Here is a 26,552-nt window from a genome sequence, read left to right on the forward strand (position 1 = left end):
TGCGTAAGAGGTGATTTTCCGGAACAAGTGTATATAACTCCGCATGAAATGATGCGGTTAATTGTCTACCTACATGCAACAAAGTCGTTCAACTCGCTTTTCCTTTTTTTTTATTATACAACAAACCCAATGCCTACGCGGCATTGGGCTGTATTTTACAGAAACTGTATTCGTTTTGCAGGGCTCTCAATCTCATGCCTTTTTTTATCTGAAACCTCAATCATATTTCTCAAATCATCTTCGGTTGCTGACTCCCATTGTTTAGCAAGGTGTAACGCCATTAATAGTTGTTCTATGCTTACCCAGCCCTCATTATCCAGCTCTAGCTCATATTCCCAAGGGGCATGTCTTAAAGCACAAGAAACCTCTTTACTTAATTTTGATAGATCCAGTTCCAACGCCTCCTCCATACAAAGCAATAAAATACCAATTAATTAATGATTAATTCAGAGTTTTCATTATCCAGCTTCTTATGTATAAATTTTAGACATTAGGTTTATCCTGATCGAATAGGAGATGCGCTCATGGATTTAATCAAGGACCTGCTAATCAAAAAAGCCTTTGCGAGCCCTAGCCTAAGGCAAAATATCGTGAATAAAGGAACGATGTTCCTTTACTGCGATTATGCCGGCTTCACTTCGCGCCATGCTTACGGAGCTGCTTGTTGCACGATATATAATCGGACGGTAAACGTAACAGCCAAGAAGCTGCCACTCGAACGGGATCAAGGCTCGAACTACGGCGAAATGATGGCAATCATACTTAGTCTGGAAACTCTTACAGCAGCATTATTGGAGAATCAACCGAAAATCGCCGTCGTATATACTGATTGCAGCCGTATTTCGCGTATAATGGCTCAAGAACGCTTTCCGTATCCGCATAGTGAGCAAGGAAGAAATGAACTATTAGCGGCTCTAGTTAATCTCAATCGTCAGTTTCCCGATGTTGACGTTCAAATCAAGTATATTAGCAAACATAAGAACAACAACTACTTGCATAGACTGGCTCACAATGCAGCTAGGGAAGCTGCCTTTACATAAGGCGGTGACAATGCGGGACATGGGATGACTTCGTTCCAAGGCGAAATAATTCTGTATACAATAACCTCGTATTGAATTACATTGAAGGTAAATATTTTTGACAATTGAATGTTAAACCGGAGGCAAAGCTGCTTCCGGTCTTTTTTCGCGGTTTCTGGAATTAAGGACCGGGCTGACCGATTTATTCTATACTTTTTAACGATTCAATCCTATTGATTCGGGACACCTTGGCACGGACAAGGAAGACAACGAAATTACGCTTATCGATATTCTCGTACAGAGGTTCTTCAAAGTTAGGCTCTCTGATCATGCTAGACAAACAATGGGACACATGATCAACACTGCTCGTTCGCATGCTTTTTCCAATTGTTGAATACATATGTAAGTATTCGATGTACAGGAGGAAACAAGCTATGGCACAATACGGGCAATCGTTCATGAGAGGTACGCTAGTTTTGTCTGTCGCTGCCTTCATTAACCGCATTCTCGGATTTATCAGCGGCATGTATATTGCTCGCGTACTGGGTGCGGAGGGAATCGGCCTCTTGATGATGGCGCATCCGCTCGTCCCGCTCGTCATTACGATTACAGAGCTTGGATTGCCAGTGGCCATTTCAAAGCTCGTCGCAGAGGCTCACGCGCGCGGCGAACGAGTGAAAATAAGACGTATCCTGCACGTATCCCTAGCCGTCACCAGCGTCTTGAGCGTGGCGCTTACGACCATTTCACTCGTAGGTTCCGAATGGATCGCATCTATCTTGCTGAGCGATCAACGAGCCTATTATGCGATGCTCGCGATTACGCCAATCGCGCCGATTGTCGCCGTCTCCGCGGTGCTCAAAGGATACTTCCGCGGCATGCAGCAGATGAGGACTATCGCCGCCTCCGATGTACTCGAGCATACGGTGCAAATCGCCTGTGTCCTTGCGTTGGTACACCTATTGCTGCCTTACGGCCTCGCGTATGCGGCTGCAGGCGCAATGGCTGCATCAGTCGTCAGCGAAGCGATCAGCCTCTTATTTCTGATGGCAAGCTACAAGCTGTACGGCGAATCGAAGATACAGGGCGAGACATGGGCGAGTAACGTGAAGCAAGGAAGAAGCACGCTTGGAGAGCTGCTGCAGATTGGTCTGCCGACAACCGGGCACGGCGTTATTCATTCGTTATACAGTACCTTCCAACCGCTTCTCATTACATCCAGCCTAGCACTGGCCGGCATCGGCACGGTGTTAGCCACGAAGCAATTCGGCATGCTGGCCGGCTATGTGTTTCCACTGTTGTTCATGCCAAGCTTTATTACGCAGTCCTTATCCACCGCTCTCATTCCTGCGATTGGCGAGGCAGCGGCGAACAAGAACAGTCTGCTTATGCATGAGAGGATGAATCAGGCGCTGAGCTTGGGACTTCTGATCGGCGCGCCGGCGACCGTCATCCTGTTCGAGTGGGCAACTCCACTTACGACGCTTGTCTACAACGCACCGGAAGCAGGATTATTGCTGAAAATATTGGCGCCGATGTTTTTCTTGCATTATTTCGACGCACCGCTGCATGCAATCCTGCTCGGGCTCGGCCGTGCGAAGGCTACACTGTGGAACTACGTGGCGGCAACGATTTTCAAAGCTGTCTCTATCTTCGTGTTCGGCAGCCAATTCGGCATTATCGGCATCGCGTACGGCATCGGCATCGGAATTGTCGTACAAACACTGTTAAACTTCTTTTCAATCTCAGGCTCGATCGGGTTTTATTGGGGGATTCGTCCTTATATCAAGGTTGTGATCTGTATGATGCTGATGGCGATATGCGGGCGCTGGACCTATGACTATCTGATCGTCCAAGGCATACCGCTGATATGGAGCGTAATAACCTCAATCGTTTGTTCCTTGCTCCTCTATCTGGTTACAATCGTATTAACGGGTACGTTGAATTGGAAAGGTACGCTCCAGAGGTTTTCGATTCCATGGTAAATAACTTCCTGCAAAGCAATGAATTAGAGGACAACTCCGTTAGCCTGTCCCCTTTCAAGTACATTTTGTCGCCGTCTAATATGATTTTTCAATTGTTACTGTAAAATCAGCACTCAAACTTTCCAGTTTTTCCGCGAGTTTATCCACGTCGGATTCGATTTTACCTAATTGAATCAGTCCAGGGGAATATCTCCATTCTTCATAGAAAATAGTAATATCTTTCCAAGGTGCATAGTAAGCAAAATCCCCGGTGGCAGGAGTGCTGCCGTCCGGCGCATTTTCTACAGATAGCCCTTCTTCTAAAATGCTCATTTTTTCAAATCCGCCAAAATCTTTGAATGATATCGTCAGCGGAAGTCTTCCCAAAAAATCCCTGCTTGTCGGATTATCATACATCGCCACAGTGAATACTTCGTTGTCGATCGTCAACTGAATCTTCGCACCTTCTGCACTCTCGCTCTCAACTGCCGGATTGTTGTCCAGCATTTCTCTATTGGTTGCGGTTTTCTCTTTGTTGCCACCACAAGCACTGAGGGTGCAGGAAATCGCTACAGCAAGAGCTACTGATAACAATTTTTTCAATGGTTTCTCCTCTCCGCCGGAAATTAATCCATTATTTCGATCGTCATTTTAAAGTCTGGGTTTATACTTGGAGTTCCTCAGAAATATTGACATAACACTAAGTATCAGAAATAAAAATCCCCCAAACACAACGTATTTCATTCCAATTCCTGATATAAATAATCCACATATTATGGCGCCAATTGTTGTTCCTAAGTTTGCGGCAGTTAAAAATAAACCATTAGCAAACTCTGGAGCCTCGGAAGCTGCTGTCGTAATCAAATATTGATTTATGTTGGCTCCTATACCGGCTAATACTCCCCAAAGCAATATAATGATGGCCGTTGGTACGCTCAAATGTCCGATGAAAAACAACATGATGTACACTGCGCCCAGCGCGAAAGGAAAAGCTGCTACAGACTTAAGAGCATTTTTAGTAAGAAGCCTCCCTGCGAGAATATTCCCTATAATATTAGCACCACCATAAATCAGTAAAATTAGACTAATTGTGTTCCAAGTTATCTTCGTAATGGATTCAAGATACTCAGAAAGGTAACTATAAACACCGAATACAGCTCCGTTCATGAAAATGACAGCAGCTATAGAATGCCAGGTAATTGACTTTTTCAGTACACTTAATTGCGCTCCGTATGAGAATTTTTCCTGAACAGGCATTGACGGTACTAAGAGTAGTGTCGCAATGAATACTGCAGTATTCACAAGAGCAAAAAATAGCATTGCCGTTCCTAGAGAAGTTGAAGTAGCAATTACGCTAGTGACCGGCACACCAAGTACCATCCCCGCGGATACTCCAATAAATATTTTTGTGACAGCTTTAGGTGCTTCTTCCTTACTAACAGATGAAGCAGCTAATGTAAAAGCCAAGGACACATAAACCGGATGGAAAATAGCTGGGATGACACGCGCAATTAATAGTACTGTAAAGTTTGATGTGAATGCGGAGATAATGTTGCCCAGAATAAAAACACCCAGTACAAGTAACATTATCGTTTTACGATTTACACTCGACAACAATAAAGGCATAGTTGGACCGGATATTGCAACAGCAAGTGCAAAGAGGCTGACGACCAACCCAGCGCTGGATATGCTGACATTAAACTTATCAGCAATTAACGGCAATACCCCAATAACGCCCATTTCAGTATTTAATAACCCAAAAACGCCTATTGTCAAAATAAATGTCAGCCATTTATTTGGATTCGTTCTCATGTTACCAATCCACTCGTCGCTAACCAAAGAATTGACTCTGCCGCTTGCTTAGGTGTTCTTGGCGCAGACGGTCCGCCCATATCTGAACTTACCCATCCCGGATCGACCGCATTGCTGTTAATATCTCCTTTGATTTCTGCAGCTAGTTTAGACAACTTATATGCACCTGCGCCTTGATTTTCACTTGTCAAAATGACCTTAAAACCATTCAAAGCCAACTGTTTGACTAGCTCATATCCAATACCTCGATTCCTTCCGGTAACAAGCGCGACTTTCATATTCTTTGACATCTAAATCCTCCATTTCTCTGTTATTCATCTCAGATTAGGTATTATCTATAAATAATGAGGCACGCCGGAGTAGGCGTGCCCCTCATTAAAATAAATGTTATTCATTCACCATTGTGTCAATGTCGATCACAAAACGATACCGGACATCTGAAGCAAGTACGCGCTCCCAAGCTTTATCGATCTGATTGGCGGAAATAACCTCGATCTCAGGAGTAATGTTGTGCTCCGCGCAAAAATCAAGCATTTCCTGCGTTTCGCGAATTCCACCGATCATCGATCCAGCAAACGACCGACGATGAGGGATCAGAGAAAATACCTGAACTGGCAACGGTTCAGCTGGCGCACCGACGTTGACCAATGTACCGTCTAGCGCCAACAAGGAAAGGTAGGCGTTAATATCGATTTTTGCGCTCACGGTATTCACGATGAGATCGAACGAGCCAGCCAGCTTATTAAACGTCTCCGGATCACAAGTGGCATAATAATGATCCGCGCCAAGCCGCAAACCGTCTTCTTTCTTCTTCAATGATTGCGATAAAACCGTAACCTCGGCCCCCATTGCATTCGCGATCTTCACGGCCATGTGTCCAAGCCCGCCAAGCCCTACCACAGCTACCTTCTTGCCGGGCGCTGCCCCCCAATGACGCAGCGGCGAGTACGTTGTGATGCCAGCACACAAGAGCGGTGCGGCGGCGTCAAGCTCCATGCCATCAGGAATTCTAACCACGAAGTCTTCGGTTACGACGATGTGCGTGGAATAGCCACCCTGCGTATATTGCCCGTAACGGTCAATGGCTCCATAGGTGCCCGTATTTCCACTAAGGCAATATTGTTCCTCCCCCTTATGGCAGTTAACGCACTCCCCGCAGGAGTCAACCATGCAGCCTACCCCTACTCGGTCGCCGATGGCATACTTCGTGACTTCGGAACCAACCTTGGTGACAATTCCAGCGATTTCGTGACCTGGAACGAGAGGATAGTTTACCGGTCCCCAATCACCGCGAGCCGTATGGATGTCAGAGTGGCAAATACCAGCGTATTTAATCTCAATGAGGACATCATGCGGCTTTAGATCCCTGCGCTCTATGGTGGTCAGTTTGAACGGACCTTCTGGATTGAATACAGCACGTGCACTAGTAGTAATCATATACATCCTCCTGTATGAAGTGAATAGGTTGAAGTCATTAAACAAAACATATTGTTTAATCAACTTATGTCTATTATTATATTTTAAGATGCGTAGATTCAATGGTTAAAAAAACGTTAAACGTTGATAAATCAACATCGTTCTCAAAAATGTTAATTAACCGAGAGGCTAGGTGAATATTTTCAAATGCCAAGGATGGATCGGAGAATTCTCAAAACACAAGAATCCTTGAAAAAAGCTGTTATTGATCTGATGTCTGAAAAAAACTTCGACGACATTACCATTCAGGATATCGCAGACAGGGCAAACGTAAACCGCGGAACTATATATCTTCATTATCAGGACAAATACGATTTATTAGACAAACTCATAGAAACACACTTCGATGAATTAGAGAAAATGGATAAGTGGGCATGCGAGATGGATTGGATCGATGCTCTTGTACCTTATTTTGAATACTTTGAGGAAAATTATTTATTTTTTTCAACCATGTTAGCAAGCAAAGATGCTAAAGGGGCCCCCTCATCTTTTAGAACTCGGCTTCTTACTTCTTTTATGGAAGGATTCAAAGGTGAGATTGACAAAGAAAGCGGCAGAAATATGGATTTAAGTGAGGATATTATGCTGCAATATGCTGGCACGGCATACGTAGGGGTAATTGAGTGGTGGATCAGGAATGGGATTCCGTATCCGCCGCAAGTTATGGCCAAACAAGTCGGGACTCTGTTAGAGAGAAGCCTATAAGTCTATGTAATATTAAAATCTCAACTCGTTTTCAATAAAGTTAAACAACCGACATCAAATTCGCAGCCTTTCGTTAACAAAATAAACCAACCATTTAGAGAAATGGCTGGTTTATTCATTAATTGCCTGACGAATTTGCGGTTGAAGTTGCAGCAAGCAAATTAACGTGAATAGGAGATCGTATAGCAAGCATTGCCTAGCCATGACTTGGCTGCAAAGTCCCGCCCGCGAACAGTGACATGGTCAGCATATACTTCAACATAATAGCCTTGACTGCCTTCTTTATACTCATCCTCATCCGTCCACAAATAAGCTACTGATGCTGCATTGAACATCGCAGGCTGATGCCCGTGATACGTATGAGGCGAGCCAAGCTCCCAGTGTGTATGACCTGTAAATAGAATGACCTGCGGGTATTTCATCAATATCGCTTTGAGCTCTTCATCCTCAGTCACACCGAACCAATCCTGATGTAATAGCGAGCCAGCAACGGTGTCCTGTAAGGGCTGATGAAGAAAGACAAATATAGGATGGCTAGCGTCAGCATTTTCCTGCAGCTTGTGCTCGAGCCATTGCAGTTGATTGCTAGAAAGCGTGCAAAACTTGGCTAATCCATCCTCCGTACCCAAAAATATAAAATGAACGTTTTCGATCCAATGATCGTGATAAGGACCCTTCGTATTCGTCTGAGTTAAAAAGCGAGAAATTCTATCCTCCCAATTGCCAAGCCCAACATCGTGATTACCTGATGTCATATAAAGCGGAGGAAGCTTCTCTTTATGCTTTTCCCATATTAACTGGAATTGTTCATATTCCCCAGAAAAACCATGATCCGTCAAATCCCCAATATGCATAATCCCTTTACTCGCTGGTGCTTGTTCTGCAATATCAAGCAGCGCCTCTTCAAAATGAATATTATACAAGTGCACAGGATCATCCGTAATATGTGTGTCCGTTATAATGTGAAAGGTAAACAGCGGTTCTGTTGGTTGATTCATAGTGATATGCTCCTTTCAGTCCACTCGAGCTTCAAGCATTAATGCCCTTGATTGCTAATATTAAGACCAATTACTCCAACAATGATTACACCAATCCACAGCATGGAGGAGATGTTTAATTGATCTTTGAATACGATATAGCCGATCATTGTTATAAGAACAATGCCAACACCAGACCATATCGCATATACGGTACTGACATTCATATAATGAAGTGCAAAATTAAGACATGTAAAGCTCACTCCATAGAATAGAAACATGAAGATCGACGGTACAATAGATTGAAACCCATTCGAATATTTCATTGAGATCGTGCCCGATACTTCTAAAAGAATGGCAAGACTAAGCCATATCCAGCCCATGTTGTACAAACCTTTCATAGCTAACTTAGCGAAACAGAAAGCCCTTCATATTGATAAATAACGTGAGTAGCATTCGGAAAATGGGCAGCCGTTAGAGCTTCATCAGCAGCAATTGCAATCGAACAGGCTGTTCCAGCTGCTGCTGCCATCATCATATCTCCATCCGTATCTCCGATCACTACAACCTCTGATGGCTGCAGCTGTAATCGAGAGCAAGCTAATTCAATCATATCGGGGTGCGGTTTACCATTTGGAACACAATCATTCCCGATAATACTCTCAAAATATGGATCTAATTCGAGCCAGCTTAGCTGCTGCTGAGCAGCTGATCTTTCATCAGCGGTTACAACAGCCATTTTGATCTGATGCTTCCGACATTGCTCTAGAAAAGGGATAAGCTGCGGCATCGCCTTCACGCGCTTCTGCTGCTGAAGCTGCTCATTAGCAGCTTGCAAGCTTTGCTTGGAGAGCAGCAATGCCCTGCTCCATGAGAGACCTTGCTTATAGCCATGAAAGGCTATTATCGTCAACAAATCATGGATACTGCCTGCTGCAAGCGGTCCATGACGATCATAGCTCGTAATCCCTTCACCAGCTGCATGCGTCACACCAAGAGAGGAATAGATATCGCAATCTAACGGCTCCAATCTTTCTCGCTGCAAGCCCTTAGAGAAATGGTCGAGCAATAGCTCGACCCAATATCCCCAAGTGTACAGGAAATCAACTAGTGTGCCATCCTTGTCAAACAATATTCCTTTTACCGCGATTCGTGTTTCATTAACATGCAGAACTGCCATTTGCGGTCACCTATTTAGTGTTTATTTTATCAAGCTCACGTTGCGCTGTTTCTTTTGCTTCTTTGAGCGCTTCTGCAGCTGGAACATTAGAAATTTGCACTTTATCTGCAGCGATCTTAAGCGCATCTATAATTTTCCCACCCGTTGGATCAAGGAATGGTGCAGATGCATGTGAAGCCTGCTGCAATGGAACTGTACTTTGTGGGTTATTTTCTGCGTATGCCTTGAAGTCATCTGTTTCCAGCGCAGATTCTCTTACCGCGATGTAACCCGTGTTCATCGACCAAAATGCTGTATTGTCAGCGTTCATAAAATAGGAGAACCATTGGAAAGCTGCTTGCTGCTGCTCTTCACTTGCAGCTGCTGGAATACCTGCCATAATCGCTTCTGCAACCGGTGCACCAACACCAATACCTTCCCAGCCTGGCTGCTCCATTGCTGCTAGCTGTGTGAAGTCAAGGTCCCCTTGGTCACCGCTTGAACCTGTGTAGCCCGCTGCTTTGCCTTGCATGACATCATCAATTGTTTTATACCAATATTCCCAGCCTTGACCGCCAGAATGAATTCGCATAATGCCATCCTCATGGATCCAATTGCGGAACATATCCCATGTGCTAACCCATTCATCCGTATCAATCGTTACGGTTTGGCCATCTTCGCTTAAAATTGTTCCGCCTTTACTGAACACAGCATCCATCATATTATCATTGCCCCACATCGGCTCCCAGCCATAGAACACGGTGTTTGAACCATCCTTCTCTGTCATTGCTGCAGCAGCTTCACCAAGTGCTTCCCAGGTTGTAATCGTCGCAGGATCAATATTATGTTCTTTGAATGCATCCATTCGGTAGTACATAACTTGTGTTGTACCGTACATCGGCAAGAAATATTGTGAACCGTCTACTTGCCCTTGCTGTAGAAAGGTTCCAATAACATCCTCTTTATTGAATGAAGCATCCGCTGCGATTAATTCGTCCAGAGGCTCAAAATAACCTTTACGTGCCCAGTCTACATTTGAAGTCAATACAGCAGCGGGTACTTTTTTAGTCGCAATAGCAGCCTGCAGCTTGGTGCTTGTTTCAGAGTAATCTGCTTGTACAACAGGTTTTACAATAACTTCGTCTTGAGACTCATTAAATTTCGTAATTAAGGTTTGCATATTTTCTCCCAGCTTGCCGCCGAGACCATACCAGAATTCAATTTCTACTGGAGCTGTCGTCTGCTCATTCGCAGCCTGGTTAGCGTTACTGGTTTCATTAACGGCTTCATTCGTCGTAGATCCACATGCTGCCAAGAATACAATCGATAGTAGTAACAGGCTAGATGTTGTGTTTTTCCAATTAAACATATTTTCTCCTCCGATATACATTCATTTATGGTTTATTGTTATTAACCTTTTGTTGCTCCTGCTGATAAATTAACACTATGAATAATCGTTTTCTGTGTGCAAATAAATAGAACGAATAGAGGAGCAATCGTCATCGCACTTGCTGCCATAATTAACGGCCATTTTAGTCCGTAAGCACCTCCTTCCACAAAGAAGCTCCGTAGACCAGCTGATACTAATTGCAGATTTGGATTACTTGTAATCAACATGGGCCAAAAATAGTTGTTGTATTGTTCTATGAATGTAATGAGTGCTAGCACAGCAAATGATGAACGCGTAATCGGAACGATAATCGTCCATAAAATACGCAAATGAGACGCTCCATCAACTTGCCCTGCTTCAACTAGCTCATGTGATACCTGTAAAAATGCTTGCCTGATCAAAAAGATCGAAAAGACGCTGACACAATTGGAGAAAATAAGTCCGCCATAGCTATTAAGTAAATGAAGCTCATTAAGAATGAGATAGCTCGGCAAATACGTTGCTGTAGCAGGGATCATATAGCCGATCAAGATAGCTGTTGTAAATATGTTTTGTAATCGAAACTGCATGTGAGTGATTGCATATGCCATCATGCCTGAATTAATAATTTGGATAATCACAATGGCTAATGCGACAACAATGCTGTTGAATATGTACTGTGTAAAAGGCGCAGCAGCCCAGGCATCATAGAAGTTATGCCACAGTGGATCGCTGGGCCAAAGCGTTGGTGGAAACTTCCATATTTCGTCATTTGTTTTGAGTGCACTGCTGACCATCCAAAAGAACGGGAAAGCCGTAGCAATAGAGAGCAAAGCTAGCAGCAAGGTACGCGTAAACTGCGTTGCTTTTCGTGTAATGAGCATGGTGACAACCCCTTCCTTAGTTATAATGAACCATTTTGCGAGAAGTATAGAATGATAATCCAGAGAGCAGTATACAACCTACAATTAACGTAATAGCAACAGAGGATGCCTCTCCAATCTGATAGGAAGTAAAGGCAGATTGATAGTACATGTAAAGTAATGTTCGAGTCGATCCGGCAGGGCCACCCTGCGTAAGAACATTAATTTGATCATAAGCTTGCAAAGCTTGAATTAATTGAACCATAATAAGGAAGAAGGACGTTGGTGAAATAAGCGGCAAGGTAACATGCTTGAGCTTATTCCAATAGTTGGCTCCATCTAGTTCGGCTGCCTCTAAAAAATCAGAAGGCACATTTCGAATAGCAACCATGTAGAAAATCATGCTCCAACCAGCTGCTTTCCAAATCGTTACAATTAATACCGCTACGAGCGCCCAGTTCGGGTCCTCCAGCCAGCGAATGGAATCAATGCCAAGCCCATTCAAGACTAAGTTAGCTAGTCCAATATCCGGCTCATAGATCCAAGACCATACGATTGACACAGCCACCGTCGGGGTAACCCATGGCGAGAACATTAACGTTTGAAACAGCGATGCTCCTCTCTTCTGTCTTTGGAACAATAAAGCAAGTGCTAGTCCAATGACGACGATCGGGATAACGGATCCCAGACAGAAAATGATGGTCACTCGCAATGCCTCATAAAATTGTGGGTTTTGAAATAGATTTCGATAGTTATCGAATCCTACAAAGGTTTTGACAGGATTCATAAAGTCCCATTCGACAAAGCTCAAGTAGATAATATATCCAAGAGGTATGAACCAAAATAGCAATAAAGGGATGAGTGCGGGAAGCGTGAATAGAAAAGCTTTCCCGTTTTTTATTAAAGAAGTTCTTGTCATATTTCCTCCTATTTTTGTTCAATTATTTTTGTATGTTTGTTATAATCAACCTATAAAACGGTTAATTAAGGCGTCCGTTCAAAAATTATTGTACGTTATAATGAATGAATAAAGGTTATGAGACTGTAAAATTGTAATGAATTATTTGTAAATATCAGATAACCATACTCATGCATGCACATAAACGACAAGGTATATGGAGGAAGAAAAAGATGAGAAAAGCGACACTTGATAAGCTTGCAGAGCATCATTCGAAACGGGATCAATTACGTGCTACTGTAATCGATGCGATTGCCCAAACGATGGATTTGTACGGTGTAAATTATACGTTCGGCCAATTATATGGCGTAATGTTTTTTGAGGATCGTCCGATGACATTGGAAGAAATGCAGAGCAGCATGGGGATGAGTAAAAGTAATATGAGCTATGCTATTCGATCCCTGCAAGAATCGCGGATGGTGACGAAGCTGAAGGAGAAGGAAGAAAGAAAAGATTTATATGCAGCTGAAACAGACTTCTATCAAGTGTTTCAAACCTTTTTTGCGGATAAGCTGCAGCGTGAGATTGATGTTATGAAAGAAGCGATTGAACCCGTCATAACGCCGTATAAAGATATCATTGTCGATAAGGCAACAGAGGAAGAAGAACGAACGCAATGTATTGAAGATTTGCACAAAATGAAGCATGCCAGTCAATATTATGAGTGGCTGCAACAATTCGTCGATAATCTTCGGTCTGGTGAATATTTTCCAGAAGGTCAGCCCCGTCTGAAATAGCTTCGCAAGATATAAGACACCGAATTATTTCGCACAAAAAATCGCTTCCTTATAAGCAGGCCACTAGTGCCGCTTTAGGAAGCGATTTTTTATTATATTTCAATTGTCTATGAGATGAAATCAGACTAAATATATAAACTCCACTTCCCTACCGCTTTGCCTTTCATTCTCGATACAGCGAGCCGCGAATGTTGCGAACTCCGTGCCTTTGCTGGTTTGGAAGCTATCAATTGCCTTAATTAAGCCCGATTGTCCCTAAATCGCTATCGATTCTTCGCGCCAAGGCATCCGGGTCAATATTTATACTTACACCAAGTCGATCGATGATAAGATTACGGATTGTACTTTTTCCGCTGCCATTATTACCGGCGAAAACAAACATCGTTGCAATTGGGTCATTCATGTTTAGAGCCTTGTTCATGCATTCGCTCTATTTCACCATTACTGTACTCCTTCAAAAATTCGCCCTTACGTGTTTTGTATACAATGTAGGTACCATTTGCTTTGGCGTCCAATTTAGCTCTGTCTCCAGTTAATTTAATGAATTTACTTAGATCTTGTATTCGATTCATTCCGAATCACCTTCCATCCCTATCTTATATCGGAAGTATATCATATCTTGATTGTTAAAACAGAGCCGTATTCCTAAACATTCAAACAGGACGCACCTAAAATACAATACGCCTGTTTGCTCTCGAAGATCACATCAAAACAAAGTGATCTGTTTTCAATTCTAGCATCAATTCTATCTAGCGTTTCAGGTGCATTGCAGGAGAAGCCGCCTTCCATTATTGGAGGACGGCTTCTTGAACAGTTTTATATTAACCATTCTAGGCTGCTCTTGTCCTGACCTTGAATGAGAGCCTTCACAATACGCTTCACAGCATCATTGGCCGCTTCCTCGATCGAAGAGCTGTTCACAGCAACCTCGATTGGCAAAAAGGCTTGGCCGATTATTTCTTGCGCAATGGCTTGGTCGTTGTCGTTCGTAGATCCGGCTGGTACCAATGCAATAAGTCCCGCATCGTTTAGCAATGTCGCATAACCCGCGATTTGCCGCACAGATTCTCCTAAGCTGTTATCGATTAGCATCGTATGATAGCCTCTTGCTACCAACCGTTTCTCGATTTCCTTCGCAAGAGCCGAGTTATCCGAAACTGAGCCAGTAAGCCAAAGCGTTAATGGCTGCTGTCCTTTTTGCTGGGCACGAACATCTCTAGTGATTTCCGTATCGATCCGGTCGGCACTGTCAGAGCTTTGAAGAGCTTCGTCAATGACGCCGCAAGCGGATGTCATATTCGTTACACGATCGATGAGAATAAATCCACCGATGCTTTTATTTTTTTCAAACGAATCAAAAACAATACCATCCGACAATGAAAATTCACATTTAGCCACTTCATTCTTAACCACATGATCGGCTGTAACCGTATTGCCTGTATTAATATCAATTTTGTGATTAATTGCCGTCACAGTACCAGGAAGAACCTTCGTACCTACCTTCACCAGAACATTTTTGCCCGGCGTCAGGACTGAATCATCCATCCAAAGGATCGTGGCACTAAAGCTGTCGGCCTCTTGGAGCTGATTGTCCTTCGTAAACACACAACCTCGTGAAACGTCGACTTCCCGATCCAATTGAATAGTGACAGGTTGTCCGGCATGAGCCGAATTCCTGTCTTGGTCTGTTACTAAGATTCGTTTAACCTTCGCCTTCTCACGGCTAGGCAGAGTTGTCAGTTCATCGCCAACTGCGATGCTGCCGGCTTCAATCTGGCCTTGGAATCCGCGGAATGTGTGGTCCGGTCGGCATACCCGCTGAATGGGCATCATAAACGGCTTCACGTCGTCGCTTGCATGAACATCAACACTCTCCAAATACGGCAGCAAAGCAAGACCCTCGTACCAAGGCGTATTGGGCGATTTCTTCGTAATGTTATCCCCTTCTGTTGCAGAAACAGGGATCACCTGAATGCTTTCAAACCGGAATTCAGTGGTGGTGCGAGCGAATTCTTCTTTGATTTCATCAAATTTCTTCGTATCAAAATCCACCAAATCCATTTTATTTACCGCCAAGACCAGATGCTTAATCCCCATGAGGGCGCAAATCCGGGTATGGCGCTTCGTTTGAGTAATAATCCCTTTGGTTGCGTCCACCAGAATAACGGCAAGATCCGCAAAGGATGCACCTACGGCCATGTTGCGTGTATATTCTTCGTGCCCCGGCGTGTCCGCTACAATGAACGAACGGTGATCCGTCGTAAAATACCGATAAGCCACATCAATCGTAATCCCCTGCTCACGTTCGGCTATCAGCCCGTCAAGAAGCAAGGAGTAGTCAATTTTGCCGCCGCGGCTGCCCAGCCTGCTGTCCAGCTCGAGCGCTCTCTCCTGGTCAGCGAACAAAAGCTTAGCCTCATAAAGCATATGTCCAATTAAGGTGGATTTACCGTCATCCACACTTCCACAAGTAATAAATTTAAGCAGACTCTTCATCTTAGAAATAGCCCTCCCGTTTACGTCTTTCCATGCTTCCAGCCTCTTCCTGATCGATAACCCTTGTTGTCCGTTCGGATGATACCGCACCAAGTGTTTCTTCGATAATAGCATCCAGCGTGTCCGCCTCTGACAGGGCGCCGCCAGTCAGCGGATAGCAGCCTAATGTGCGGAACCTCATCTTCAGCATTTCAATCTTCTCACCCGGCTCGAGCTTCATCCGCTCATCATCCGCCATGATGATCTGTCCATCGCGATTGACGACAGGCCTTTCTTTCGCAAAATAGAGGGGCACAATATCAATGTTCTCTCTGCGAATGTATTGCCAGATATCTTTTTCCGTCCAGTTGGAAATCGGGAATACGCGGATGCTTTCACCTTTATTAATTCTTGTGTTGAAAAGCTTCCACATTTCTGGCCGCTGATTTTTCGGATCCCAGGCATGATTCTTATTACGGAATGAGAAAATCCGCTCCTTCGCACGTGACTTTTCCTCATCACGTCTTCCGCCGCCAAAAGCAGCTGTAAATCCGTACATGTCCAAGCCTTGCTTCAGGGCTTGGGTTTTCATAATATCCGTATATGCGGAACCATGATCGAATGGGTTGATCCCTTGCTCAATCCCTTCCTGATTGGAGTGAACAAGCATGTTGATTCCGAATTCTTTCGCTTTGCGGTCGCGGAATTCAATCATCTCTTTGAACTTCCAAGTTGTATCAATATGCATGAAAGGAAACGGCGGCTTCTCCGGATAAAATGCTTTCAGCGCCAAATGCAGCATCACGGAGCTATCCTTACCGATCGAGTACAGCATCACGGGATTTTCACATTCCGCCGCTACTTCTCTAATAATATAAATCGCTTCAGCCTCGAGTTGATCCAGATGTGTCGTTGCATCTATGGAATCAAGCATCAATTTGTCCATGAAAAAAGTGCCTCCCTTTAATCCTTACTAAATCTATAGACTATAACTTATATCCTATCAGATTTTCACTTTAATGCAAAGTGGAATAAAGTGATTTCTTTTATTTTTTTGCGGCGTTGGTTTTCATTAAAATGGATGACAAAACCGTATACAATTAGATTAGATAAGTCCATTTCAGGAAAAATGTTGGGATGACGTATATCAAGCTAAGATTCGCTGCGATCTATTTATAAGCCACAATTCACCAGCTAGAAGTTCGTGCCTCTGGCATGCTACGAAAAAAAGCAGTTCTCCGTTTCAGAAGAACTGCTCTCTCCTAGCCTTAATACTGCCCCGCTTAGGATTCGTCTTGCTGCTCGGAAGCAAATTGCTGAATGCTCGCCTCGCGGCGCTCGTTTTTCGCTTCAATGGATTGCTTCTCCGCTGGGCTGATTTCATCAGCATGCTCATCGAGATACTGGTGTGCCTCTTGCAAATTTTGCTCCGTATTCTCGATATGCGATTGCAAGTGAGCTACGTTATCCGCCCGGTTATCCGGTTTAACCATCGTTCATCCCTCCCGTCTTTTTTCATTCAAGCTTTAGAATGAACGAAATCAGCGGAAGTTATGTAATGAAAGGGCGTTTCGAGCCATTCTCTCGCCTTACTTCGCTGTCAGCTTAGGGCTTAAACGACAATGAGAAAACCCTTGATTCATCAGCATTTTTAACTTTACCAACTCTATTACTTAATTAACAATTTTACTTGATTGAATTATTAGTAGATCGTATGAGGCAGCAACTCCTCCCTCAATACTGAATTTTTCCTCGTATTCCTTATACATGTTGGTGAAGAGGCGTCGTAAGCTTTGCCCCTTCATGGTTACGGCTTCTGAAGTACTAGCTCCCATTGCTTTAACCGAATGAAGAAGATCCCTTGCGGAAGCATATTTTTCCATATGAATAGAACGTTTATAATTGAAATTTGAATATCCTGAATCCTCAAGCATGTACCGCCATTGGTGTGGCGAATGAAAAGACAATCCGTGACGTTGCGTCTCCATTCCGAATGCGCGATAAACTTCATGAAATGACCTATGCATCTCATTGAAGGTATCCGGACCGAATGTGGAAAATAGCAGTAATCCTCCAGGTCGCAGCATTTGCTGAAGATGTCCGAGTGTATCCTCCGGATTGCTCAGCCATTGAAAACAGGCGTTCGAGACGATGATATTGTAAGAGGAAGCTGGAGCATCAGCCGCCCAACTTTCTATATCTGCATTGATAAAACATATACGATCCGATGTACTATTTCTGGTGCCAAGATGATCATCTGCTGATAGGACACGTTCCACAGCTACTTTAATCATCTTGGGTGCAACATCTAGTGCAGTAATTTTCGCGCTAGGCCATTCCTTCACTATCATTTGGGTTAGAGACCCGGTGCCACAACCGATCTCAAGAATGTTAGGCTCAACTATGTTTTTCCATCCTATGAGAGATTTTACAAGCTGATCAGCCATTGTTCGTTGAACATGAGCATGAGTATCGTATGAATTGGAACTACGATTAAACTGACGTTGAATATCACTAATTCTGTTGTTGGTCATGCCACCATCCCCTCAATTCTTCAGCTATGTGTACTTCCCTTCCCAAAAAGGGCATATGCCCGCAAGCGTGTATTGTAACTAACTTTGCTTGAGGCAGCTGATCCTTTAGCTCCAAAACAGCATTATAAGAACAAATTTTATCCTCAGTCCCGTGGACAAGAAGCACAGGACTGGTAATACTCGGCAATCTAGACATGCATTCCAAGTTTCGTAAAATCTGAAGGCCTGAAATTAGTGCTGGGGCTGTCCAACTACCGATTGGGGGAAGGCTTGTAGCAAGACCGCTCTCCCATTCTATATCCGTAAACATGAACCGTCTGAATTTCGTTTCAACAGCAGGCTGATCCTTTGAGATTCCTCTGATCATCTGCCGAACGTAGGCATCTGATAAGCCGAGGAGACCTTCTTCTTTGGAACGAGTGAAACGAGCTGTTGCACCAAATAACACAAGACCATCAACGTAACTATTAGCCGCTAGTCTCAGCGCCAACAAACTCCCCAGTGACCAGCCTGCGATCAGTATCGGTCCTTTAAACCGTATAATGCTGCCACCTGCCTCATCTGCAAATCGGATCTTCTTAACTGCGATTTCCGTAATATGAAGCATATTCTCTGGATATTCCGCGTCCTTATATTCCGCGGAAACATGAGCGTATTCCGGCAGTAACTCGCGAAGCCGATCAAAAACAGTATCCGGCATGCTCCATCCAGTCAGCCACAAAATAACACCACTCGATGATGCACTCTCCATGTCCACTGGAATGTTTTCCATTGCATTCATGAACGAATCACTCCTAATTGATGTCCAATTGTACAGATTATCTCGAGCGCATTGACCAGTTCCTTATCATTATGAGCAGCTGTTAAAGAGAAGCGAATTCGTGCTGTACCATCAGGAACCGTAGGTGGCCGGATGGCTACCGCTTCTATCCCTTTCCATTCAAGTGCTTGACTGAAACGAAGGGCCTCTTCATTATCACTAACAATCACCGGTACAATAGGAGACTCGCCCCTACCGACATTAAAACCAGCATTAAGCAGCGAGGATCGAAACATTCTGCTTAACGAGAAGAGTCGTTCGCGGCGCCAATGATCAGCTTGGACTAAGGCGAGTGATGTTGATATCCCCGTTATCAAGGAAGGTGGTAACGCCGTCGAATACATGAGCGGTCTAGCCTTGTTAATTAGCCAGCGAATTAATGTACGACTACCGCACACATATGCACCATATACACCAAACGATTTACTGAATGTTCCCATATGTACATCCACCTCATGCTGCAGACCGAGTTCAAAGCACAGTCCCTGACCTTGTTTTCCGTAAATCCCCCCGCTGTGCGCTTCGTCCACCATCAGCATCGTTCCGTATTTACGTTTGAGCGTAGCCAGCTTAACTAAGGGAGCTACATCGCCATCCATTGAGAAGACGGCATCCGTAACAATCAGCTTGCGCCTTTTATCACGATGCTTATTGAGCAAAGCCTCCAAATGCTCCATATCATTATGTCGGTACCGAGCATGCTCTGCGCGGCTCAATACAATACCGTCAACAATACTCGCATGATTTAACTGGTCGCTGAAAACCACATCATTACGACCTACAAGCGCGCTAATAACACCAGAGTTAGCCATATATCCATTTGCAAAAACAAGAGCCGCTTCACTCGTCTGCCAATGTGACAGCTCTTCTTCAAGACCTCTATAAGGCAAGCGATTGCCTGTTACAAGACGTGACGCACCTGCTCCGCTTCCTTCTGTAAGAAGCGTTTCGCACATTGATTCAATAATAGCAGGATGTTGAGCTAGTCCAAGGTAGTCATTTGAGGCCAGATTGAGCAGCAAGCGTCCTCCTCTCACCGTATAACCAGGACATTGCGGAGCTGGGGCGCTATCACGTAAAAAGCGCTCTAGCGAAGCGTCATGTAATATCTCAAGTTCTTTTTCCATCCAGTTCATCATCCGTACCACCTTAAAGGGCGTTCATATACATTTTAAAGAGCATTTAACTCAATCTCGAAACCCAAATCCTCAATAATTTGATGATCAGATGATATATCTTGACCTGTAGTCGTTAAATAATCCCCTACAAAGAGTGAGTTGGCAGCATATAGCGACAATGGCTGTAATGTACGGAGACTAACTTCGCGCCCTCCTGCAACACGAATCTCTTTTGACGGACAGATAAACCTAAACAATGCCAGTACCTTAAGGCCTTTCAGAGCGGGGGTGCGTCCTGCTTTCTCCAAAGGGGTTCCAGGAATAGCATTCAAAAAATTAATCGGAATCGAATCCGCATCGAGCTCACGGAGCGCATAAGCCATCTCAACTATTTCCTGATTACTTTCACCCATACCGATAATTACACCAGAGCAGGGGGACATACCAAATGCTTTTACCTTTTTCACGGTTTCAACACGCTGTTCATAGGTATGCGTAGTCGTAATAGACGAGTAATTATCTTTACTTGTATTCAAGTTGTGGTTGTAACGGTGTACACCTGCTGCTGCTAAACGTTCGGCTTGACCGTCCTTTAAAATTCCGAGACATGCGCATATTTTCAGCGGCATCGTTGCACGTATTTCTTCAACCGCATTTATCACTTGTTCCAGCTCATTTTCTGTTGGGCCTTTCCCCGAGGCTACAATACAGTAGGTCCCTGCTTCGCGTGCCATAGCCTCACGTGCTCCTGCAAGAAGTGTTTCTTTGTCGAGCAGGGTGTATTTTTTAACGGACGCCGTTGATATGATGGACTGTGAGCAGTAACCACAATCTTCGGGGCAATGTCCACTTTTTGCATTAATGATCATGTTCAGTTTCACTTTTTTGCCGTAAAAGTGTTGTCTGACTTGAAAAGCAGCGTGCATCAAGGACAATATGTCATCGTTATCTGATTCAAGAACAGCTAACCCTTCTTCAACCGTTAAACATTGACCCATTAGCGCTTTCTCAGCAAGTAACGACCACTCTATTTTCGATTTAATTATTGTCATTTCGCTCATCCCTCAATTTGTTTGAATGGTTAGTGCGCACGCGATCGTTTCCAATTCAATCTGTTCTCGAACCACATGGATCAGTGATGCTGTATTTATTTCGTCCTTCAAGTAGGGGAAATGCCCGAGGAACTTGATGCCGCTATAACGTTCAATTAACGCAGCATTGGTTGCCACACTCGGGTCGTCAGACCTGTCAATTGATTGTCCATCGTTTAAAATAAAACCTTGAATCGGAACCCCATTTTCCCGTAAAAAGGACATCGTAAGTAGCGTGTGATTAATCGTTCCGAGACCCGAACGAGCTACAATCAAAGCCGGAATCCGAAGCTCTTTTATCAAATCCACCATTAGAAAATCATCGGTTAGTGGCACTGCTACGCCCCCAGCCCCTTCGATAAGCAGCGATTCGTAACGATGTAATAAGTCTTCGCCAGCAGCTGCTAGCCCCAATAATGTTAAGGTCACACCCGCTTGTTTGGCTGCGAGCATTGGCGTAAGCGGGGCTTCGAATGTGAATGTCGCTACCGCCTCCGGCTGCTCATTTAGTCCGCTGTATCGTAGTAGACGCTCAGCGTCGGTAGCTCCGCTACCTAGTAGCTCACCAGACTGCACAGGCTTCCAAATACCGACATTCCTATTATCGGCGCGAAGAGCCGCGGTAAGCGCCGCAGTTACAATGGTTTTGCCAACGCCAGTGTCTGTCCCGACCACAAATAATCCACGCATCGACCTCATAGGATGGATTCTCCTTCAGTGACGCTGAGAATGGCCTCCATCAAAATATCCGTCATAGTATCAAGCTCGGCCTCTGTACTAGCTAGTGGAGGGATGAATACGACAACATTGCCTAGCGGTCTCGTAAGCATTCCAAGCTCTCTGGCCTTTTGGGTTACCCGAACACCGATTCGTTCGGACCAATCATACGGTTCACGAGTAACCTTATCGCGTACAAGCTCAATTCCAATCATCAGTCCCTTTTGCCTTATGTCACCGACATGTAGGAAATTATGTAAAACTGCAAGCTTTTGTTCTACGAATGATGCCTTTGATCGTACTTCTTCAATGATGTTACGCTCTTCGAACAGCTTCAAGCTAGCCAAAGCAACGGCACAGCCAAGCGGATTACCTGTGAAGGAGTGACCATGGAAAAATGTTTTTTGCTCTTCGTAATCTGCATAAAATGCGTTGTACACCTCGTCTGTCGCAAGCGTCGCTGCCACGGGCAAATATCCGCCTGTAAGGCCTTTTCCGATAACAAGCAAATCAGGTGATACCTCTTCAAGATCGCAAGCAAACATAGCACCTGTCCGCCCAAAACCTGTTGCCACCTCATCCGCAATGAACAGTACACCATACTTACGGCAAAGTGCTGCCATCTCTTGTAAAAAGCCTTCTGGCATAATAATGATGCCACTAGCCCCTTGAACAATCGGCTCTACAATGAGAGCTGCTATTTCATCCGCGCTTGTCTCTAGCAATTGACGCAATGCCATTAGCGTAGCTTCCTTTGCTTCCTCTTCAACGCCATCATAGCGGTAGGCATAAGGATATGGAATGACATACGAAGGAAAGAGCATGGGGCGAAACGCGTTATGATACAGTGGAATCGCACCTACGCTAACCGCTCCAATTGTATCTCCATGATACGCTTGATTCATCGTAATAAACTTCGTTTTACTCTCCTGTCCTTGGTTTTTCCAGTATTGAAACGCCATTTTGATCGCAATTTCAACACCCGTTGCTCCAGAATCAGAGTAAAACACTTTATTTAACCCTTCGGGAGAAATCTCTACCAATTTCTCTGCAAGTTCAATGGCAGGCACATTAGCCATACCAAGAAGAGTAGAATGTGCAATTCGTCCTAATTGATCTATGATCGCTTGATTTAGCTCAGGGACGTTGTGACCATGGACGTTAAGCCACACCGAGGAAAAGCCATCATAATAATCACGCCCATTAACGTCATATAATTTGATACCTTCACCGCGTTCAATAATTAGAGGATCGGAGTTATTGTAGTCTTTCATTTGAGTAAAAGGATGCCATAAATATTGCTTATTGATGGCAGATAGCCGTTCATAAGTCAGCATTGTCACAAGATATTACCACCTTTAGTTTGATACGCTTAATTGTTAACCTTTTATATTTATTTTTGGTTAACAATAGGTGTGGTCAGTTTATCAGACATAAATCTTCCTGTAAAGATATCCTTCCAACGCGAAAGTGAATTTGCGTTCTTCGAGCGGTAGAATTAGAGGCAAAGTCTATAATAGGACTCTGCCAAAACAATAAAAAAACCACTCCCTAATGTGGTTTGAGTTCTATCAGTTAAATCTGAGAAAAATAGAAAAAGCTCAAGCACTATCTCTGCTTAAGCTTAATAATAAATCAGGTAAATGAGCTACTTATTTAAAGCATCCTCACAAGTGACACACAGCACTCCACATGTATGCTAAAAATTTGAACCCCACTCTTCCCTACCGCTTCGCCTTATAAAACTCATGATACAGCTTCATAAGCGCCCGCTTCTCGATCCGCGACACATAGCTCCGCGAGATCCCAAGCTCCTTCGCAATCTCCCGCTGCGTCCGCTCATCCCCGCCATGCTCCAGGCCGAACCTTCCAATAACAACTTCCTTCTCACTGTCATCCAATATATCAAGATTTTTATAAATCTAGCTCTTCTCGATTTTCAATTAAACTTGGGATCGATACGTTATACTCCCCACTTCCAACCTCGAACACAATTCGCCCATTTACATATCTTGCATCCGTAAATTCCTTACCTAGATGATCTAAATCTTCCTGTTTGCCAGGCAAAATGATCGTGGCTGTCGTGTTTGCCGGTACGATGAAATGGTAGTTGGTCCCTTCATCAATTAGTTCCCAACTGGATTCAATCGGACCGTATAGTGATTCATATTTGGCCGATGCATGAGTCAAAGTCCCGCCTTGTAGAGGCTTCAGCAGAAAATGCTTGTAACCCGGTTGCTCCATCACCGGACGGATACCTGCTACACCTGCGAATAAAAAGTCACATACCGCACCATAAGAATAGTGATTCAATGAAGCTGATAAATCACCATCAGGCGTGACACCATCCCAGCTTTCCCATATGGTCGTTGCCCCTTTGGTAACCGCATAGAGCCAAGATGGACATGAATCCTGTTCTAATAACCGGAAAGCAACATCCTTATGCCCGTAATCTGCTAGAACATGCAATATGAAAGGGGTAGAAAGGAATCCCGTATTTAAGTGGTAATCCTTTTCTTTTACCAGCTCGGCCAGCCGATCTGCTACAGCCTGCTTTTTATCCTCATGAGCTAGATCAAATGCCAAGATCCGGACATTCGGAGCTTGCCTGTCACTTAGAATAGAACCGTTGTCTGGAATAAAGTATTGGTTGTACACTCTATTAATTTTCTCGTAGAGTTTCCCGTATTTCTCCTCTTCCTCTTTCCTTCCTAAAATGGCTGCCATCTCCGTAAGTAGACGAGTGGAATAGGCATAATAAGCGGTAGCAACCACAGGATCGGATAATGTCATTTGTTTACCGATATACTCCTCAACTAAATCCGCAAATTTAAAATCTGCCTCCAACCATTCTCCCCAGTGAAACTTGGTATCCCAGATATAATTGGCATCCAGTTCGCCATCCGTATAGTTTTGATAAGCTGGTGTGTCCTTGTAATGTTCATTTGCATTTTTCGCACAGGCGTCCATATAATCAACCCATGCTTTTGCTGAATCGAATTGCTGCTCAAGGATGTTTTTATCCCCATAGCATAAATACATCGTCCATGGAATGATGACAGCCGAATCCCCCCATCCAGCAGATCCCTCCATTATTCCAGCTTCTCCAGGCTTTGCTGCAAACATGGCCATAGCCGGGTCGGTACTCATTTTTGAAAATCTTTCCTGTTCAGCAGCGTTATGATGTCGCATAACATTCGGAACTATATTCCCGACACATCCGGTTGCATATTGCTCGGCTGCCACATCCGCCATCCATTTTTCAAAGAAAGTATACACATTCATAAAATTAGATGCTGTTCTACTGTAAAGCTGGGCATCCCCTGTCCAACCTGCTCTCTCTCTGGTCGGACAATCTGTGGGAATCTCCATGAAATTACTTTTCTGGCTCCACTTTGAGTTTGAAACCAATTGATTGATTAATGGATTGGAGCAAGTGAATTGTCCCGTCTCCTCCATATCAGAGTAAATCGCAACCGCTGTAAAGTTTTCAGGTTTGACTTCACCTGGATAGTTTTTGAGCAGGACATATCGGAAACCGAAGATGGCAAACAATGGACTGTGTTTCTCCACTCCTTCTCCACTCAAAATGTAATAGACCTCCTGAAAATCCTTGAGTGTCACATGCATTGCAAGATTCTGCAAGGTGAAGTTTCCGTTTTTATCAAGCGCTTCGCCATGAGCAAGAGTGATTTCAGTCCCCGCTTCACCCTGAACCTTCATATCTACCCAACCGAATATATTTTGCCCAAAGTCAAGTACCGTTTCGCCGTTTGGAGTTTTCAAGATTTCAGGTGTAAATGTTTCCTTACGCCTCACAGGCACGCTTCGAGTTCCAATTAAGTTATCAAATCCATCATCCGTTACTGATACAGCTCTCCATGAAGAATCATCAAAACCTGGCTGGTTCCATCCCTCTAGCTTTACCCTGGCGTCATAGATTTCTCCTGACTTCAAGTCTGATTTTAAGATCGGACCAGTAGAAGTTTTGAAGGAATTATCACTTCCGATGATTTCCTCGCTGCCATCTTGATAACGTAAAACGAGTTGTCCTAAGAAAGCTAGTTTATAGCCAAAATTATTTTTTAGGCTCATAGCTCCAGTGGAACCTCTCCACCAGCCATCTCCTAGGATAACCCCAAATGCATTGTTTCCTTCCTGCAAGAACTTAGTAATATCGTAAGCTTGGTATTGCAAGCGCTTATAATAAGAGGTAAAACCAGGATTGAAAAGAGTGTCGGTCCCCTCCAACCCATTGATATAAAAATGACAGAGACCTTTAGATGTCATATAGGCATGAGCAGAAATTAATCCCTTTTTGACGGAGAACTCTTTTCTGATGTACGGAGCGGGCTTATAGGCATCCCAATCAATGTCTCCTTCAGGCTCAATCCACTTCGCCTTCCAATCTGAAGCCTCCAACAATCCGGTTTCAAAATAAGCTGGCTGGCTAAATTCAGATTCCTCATCATTACTCCAAACCTTTACTCTCCAATAGATCCTCTCCATCGATTTGAGAGTAGGACCATTATATATAATTCTTTGGGATTGATCGGATTGTACCTTTCCGCTGTCCCAACTAATCCCATTAAAACTTTCATTAGCTGAAGCCTGCACTTGGTATGCTATTTGCATGACTTTTCTTCTATCACTTTTAAGCTTCCAGCCCAGACGAGGCGCTTTCGTGTCCAAACCCAAAGGATTAGTGAGATACTCTGTTTGTAAGTCCATTACTTTTAACATACTTCAACACTCCCA

General features: G+C 44.0%; 24 protein-coding genes and 4 pseudogenes. 4 read left to right on the plus strand and 24 right to left on the minus strand.

Annotated elements, in window-relative coordinates:
- Positions 1 to 185: 185 nt before the first annotated feature.
- Positions 186 to 410: pseudogene (locus AC6ESP_RS21465) on the minus strand (RNA 2'-phosphotransferase); the annotation flags it as partial.
- Between the two features lie 114 nt (positions 411 to 524).
- On the opposite strand from AC6ESP_RS21465, the gene AC6ESP_RS21470 reads away from it, so the two are divergent.
- Together AC6ESP_RS21470 and spoVB are read left to right on the plus strand one after the other, a co-directional pair.
- Positions 525 to 1,040, plus strand: coding sequence for an RNase H family protein (locus AC6ESP_RS21470; protein ID WP_497098791.1), 516 nt, complete (start codon positions 525 to 527; stop codon positions 1,038 to 1,040).
- Positions 1,041 to 1,453: 413 nt separating this feature from the next.
- A complete protein-coding gene (spoVB, locus tag AC6ESP_RS21475) occupies positions 1,454 to 3,004 on the plus strand; it encodes a stage V sporulation protein B (protein WP_497098792.1) in 1,551 nt (516 codons plus the stop codon).
- 75 nt (positions 3,005 to 3,079) lie between these two features.
- Here the strand turns inward: spoVB and AC6ESP_RS21480 are convergent, their stop codons facing one another.
- From AC6ESP_RS21480 to AC6ESP_RS21495, 4 genes are all read right to left on the minus strand, one after another.
- The gene (locus AC6ESP_RS21480) at positions 3,080 to 3,586 is read right to left on the minus strand and encodes a cyclophilin-like fold protein (RefSeq protein WP_497098793.1); all 507 of its coding nucleotides are present in this window, start codon (positions 3,584 to 3,586) and stop codon (positions 3,080 to 3,082) included.
- 48 nt (positions 3,587 to 3,634) lie between these two features.
- A complete protein-coding gene (locus AC6ESP_RS21485) occupies positions 3,635 to 4,795 on the minus strand; it encodes an MFS transporter (RefSeq protein WP_497098794.1) in 1,161 nt (386 codons plus the stop codon).
- The gene (locus AC6ESP_RS21490) at positions 4,792 to 5,085 is read right to left on the minus strand and encodes an SDR family NAD(P)-dependent oxidoreductase (protein ID WP_497098795.1); all 294 of its coding nucleotides are present in this window, start codon (positions 5,083 to 5,085) and stop codon (positions 4,792 to 4,794) included. The genes AC6ESP_RS21485 and AC6ESP_RS21490 overlap by 4 nt, the downstream gene beginning before the upstream one ends.
- 97 nt (positions 5,086 to 5,182) lie before the next feature.
- Entirely contained in the window at positions 5,183 to 6,232 is a 1,050-nt protein-coding gene (locus AC6ESP_RS21495) for an NAD(P)-dependent alcohol dehydrogenase (protein ID WP_497098796.1), read from the minus strand.
- A 186-nt stretch (positions 6,233 to 6,418) separates the two neighbouring features.
- Here AC6ESP_RS21495 and AC6ESP_RS21500 point away from each other — a divergent pair, with 186 nt between their 5' ends.
- Complete coding sequence (locus AC6ESP_RS21500; RefSeq protein WP_497098797.1) at positions 6,419 to 6,976, plus strand: TetR/AcrR family transcriptional regulator; 558 nt, start codon at positions 6,419 to 6,421, stop codon at positions 6,974 to 6,976.
- Between the two features lie 161 nt (positions 6,977 to 7,137).
- Here the strand turns inward: AC6ESP_RS21500 and AC6ESP_RS21505 are convergent, their stop codons facing one another.
- Genes AC6ESP_RS21505 through AC6ESP_RS21530 form a run of 6 tightly spaced genes read right to left on the minus strand, consistent with a single transcriptional unit; the run spans position 7,138 to position 12,263 of the window.
- On the minus strand, positions 7,138 to 7,974 hold the full coding sequence (locus AC6ESP_RS21505) for a metallophosphoesterase family protein (RefSeq protein WP_497098798.1): 837 nt from the start codon (positions 7,972 to 7,974) through the stop codon (positions 7,138 to 7,140).
- Between the two features lie 38 nt (positions 7,975 to 8,012).
- Positions 8,013 to 8,354, minus strand: coding sequence for a DMT family transporter (locus tag AC6ESP_RS21510; protein ID WP_497098799.1), 342 nt, complete (start codon positions 8,352 to 8,354; stop codon positions 8,013 to 8,015).
- 2 nt (positions 8,355 to 8,356) lie between these two features.
- On the minus strand, positions 8,357 to 9,133 hold the full coding sequence (locus tag AC6ESP_RS21515; RefSeq protein ID WP_497098800.1) for an HAD family hydrolase: 777 nt from the start codon (positions 9,131 to 9,133) through the stop codon (positions 8,357 to 8,359).
- A 10-nt stretch (positions 9,134 to 9,143) separates the two neighbouring features.
- Positions 9,144 to 10,481 carry an extracellular solute-binding protein gene (locus tag AC6ESP_RS21520; RefSeq protein ID WP_497098801.1) on the minus strand — a complete coding sequence of 446 codons (1,338 nt, stop codon included), beginning with the start codon at positions 10,479 to 10,481 and terminating at the stop codon, positions 9,144 to 9,146.
- Positions 10,482 to 10,522: 41 nt separating this feature from the next.
- Positions 10,523 to 11,365 carry a carbohydrate ABC transporter permease gene (locus tag AC6ESP_RS21525; RefSeq protein WP_497098802.1) on the minus strand — a complete coding sequence of 281 codons (843 nt, stop codon included), beginning with the start codon at positions 11,363 to 11,365 and terminating at the stop codon, positions 10,523 to 10,525.
- Between the two features lie 16 nt (positions 11,366 to 11,381).
- On the minus strand, positions 11,382 to 12,263 hold the full coding sequence (locus AC6ESP_RS21530) for a carbohydrate ABC transporter permease (RefSeq protein ID WP_497098803.1): 882 nt from the start codon (positions 12,261 to 12,263) through the stop codon (positions 11,382 to 11,384).
- A 212-nt stretch (positions 12,264 to 12,475) separates the two neighbouring features.
- Here AC6ESP_RS21530 and AC6ESP_RS21535 point away from each other — a divergent pair, with 212 nt between their 5' ends.
- Positions 12,476 to 13,039, plus strand: coding sequence for a GbsR/MarR family transcriptional regulator (locus tag AC6ESP_RS21535; RefSeq protein WP_497098804.1), 564 nt, complete (start codon positions 12,476 to 12,478; stop codon positions 13,037 to 13,039).
- Between the two features lie 162 nt (positions 13,040 to 13,201).
- On the opposite strand, the pseudogene AC6ESP_RS21540 reads toward AC6ESP_RS21535, so the two are convergent.
- The 13 genes and pseudogenes from AC6ESP_RS21540 to AC6ESP_RS21600 form a co-directional block, all read right to left on the minus strand.
- Positions 13,202 to 13,294: pseudogene (locus AC6ESP_RS21540) on the minus strand (sigma factor); the annotation flags it as partial.
- Positions 13,275 to 13,460, minus strand: a complete 186-nt coding sequence (locus AC6ESP_RS21545) for a hypothetical protein (protein WP_497098871.1) — start codon at positions 13,458 to 13,460, stop codon at positions 13,275 to 13,277. The pseudogene AC6ESP_RS21540 and the gene AC6ESP_RS21545, both read right to left, overlap by 20 nt.
- 395 nt (positions 13,461 to 13,855) lie before the next feature.
- Positions 13,856 to 15,535: a GTP-binding protein gene (locus AC6ESP_RS21550; protein WP_497098805.1), complete on the minus strand. Its 1,680-nt coding sequence runs from the start codon at positions 15,533 to 15,535 to the stop codon at positions 13,856 to 13,858.
- Between the two features lies 1 nt (position 15,536).
- Positions 15,537 to 16,460 (minus strand): sulfate adenylyltransferase subunit CysD, encoded by a 924-nt coding sequence (gene cysD / locus AC6ESP_RS21555; RefSeq protein ID WP_497098806.1) that lies wholly within the window; start codon positions 16,458 to 16,460, stop codon positions 15,537 to 15,539.
- Positions 16,461 to 16,797: 337 nt separating this feature from the next.
- On the minus strand, positions 16,798 to 17,007 hold the full coding sequence (tlp, locus tag AC6ESP_RS21560) for a small acid-soluble spore protein Tlp (RefSeq protein WP_497098807.1): 210 nt from the start codon (positions 17,005 to 17,007) through the stop codon (positions 16,798 to 16,800).
- A gap of 180 nt (positions 17,008 to 17,187) precedes the next feature.
- The gene (gene bioC / locus AC6ESP_RS21565; protein WP_497098808.1) at positions 17,188 to 18,048 is read right to left on the minus strand and encodes a malonyl-ACP O-methyltransferase BioC; all 861 of its coding nucleotides are present in this window, start codon (positions 18,046 to 18,048) and stop codon (positions 17,188 to 17,190) included.
- Positions 18,029 to 18,829, minus strand: coding sequence for an alpha/beta fold hydrolase (locus tag AC6ESP_RS21570; protein WP_497098809.1), 801 nt, complete (start codon positions 18,827 to 18,829; stop codon positions 18,029 to 18,031). Before AC6ESP_RS21570 ends, bioC begins: the two co-directional genes overlap by 20 nt.
- Complete coding sequence (gene bioF / locus AC6ESP_RS21575) at positions 18,826 to 20,004, minus strand: 8-amino-7-oxononanoate synthase (protein WP_497098810.1); 1,179 nt, start codon at positions 20,002 to 20,004, stop codon at positions 18,826 to 18,828. The genes AC6ESP_RS21570 and bioF overlap by 4 nt, the downstream gene beginning before the upstream one ends.
- A gap of 35 nt (positions 20,005 to 20,039) precedes the next feature.
- The gene (bioB, locus tag AC6ESP_RS21580) at positions 20,040 to 21,038 is read right to left on the minus strand and encodes a biotin synthase BioB (RefSeq protein WP_497098811.1); all 999 of its coding nucleotides are present in this window, start codon (positions 21,036 to 21,038) and stop codon (positions 20,040 to 20,042) included.
- Positions 21,039 to 21,050: 12 nt separating this feature from the next.
- Complete coding sequence (bioD, locus tag AC6ESP_RS21585; RefSeq protein ID WP_497098812.1) at positions 21,051 to 21,767, minus strand: dethiobiotin synthase; 717 nt, start codon at positions 21,765 to 21,767, stop codon at positions 21,051 to 21,053.
- A 5-nt stretch (positions 21,768 to 21,772) separates the two neighbouring features.
- Positions 21,773 to 23,131 carry an adenosylmethionine--8-amino-7-oxononanoate transaminase gene (gene bioA / locus AC6ESP_RS21590; protein ID WP_497098867.1) on the minus strand — a complete coding sequence of 453 codons (1,359 nt, stop codon included), beginning with the start codon at positions 23,129 to 23,131 and terminating at the stop codon, positions 21,773 to 21,775.
- A 387-nt stretch (positions 23,132 to 23,518) separates the two neighbouring features.
- Positions 23,519 to 23,737, minus strand: a pseudogene (locus tag AC6ESP_RS21595) (sigma-70 family RNA polymerase sigma factor); the annotation flags it as partial.
- 109 nt (positions 23,738 to 23,846) lie between these two features.
- A pseudogene (locus AC6ESP_RS21600) lies at positions 23,847 to 26,537 on the minus strand (family 78 glycoside hydrolase catalytic domain); the annotation flags it as partial.
- Between the last annotated feature and the right edge of the window lie 15 nt (positions 26,538 to 26,552).

The sequence above is a fragment of the Paenibacillus xinjiangensis genome (assembly GCF_059686975.1).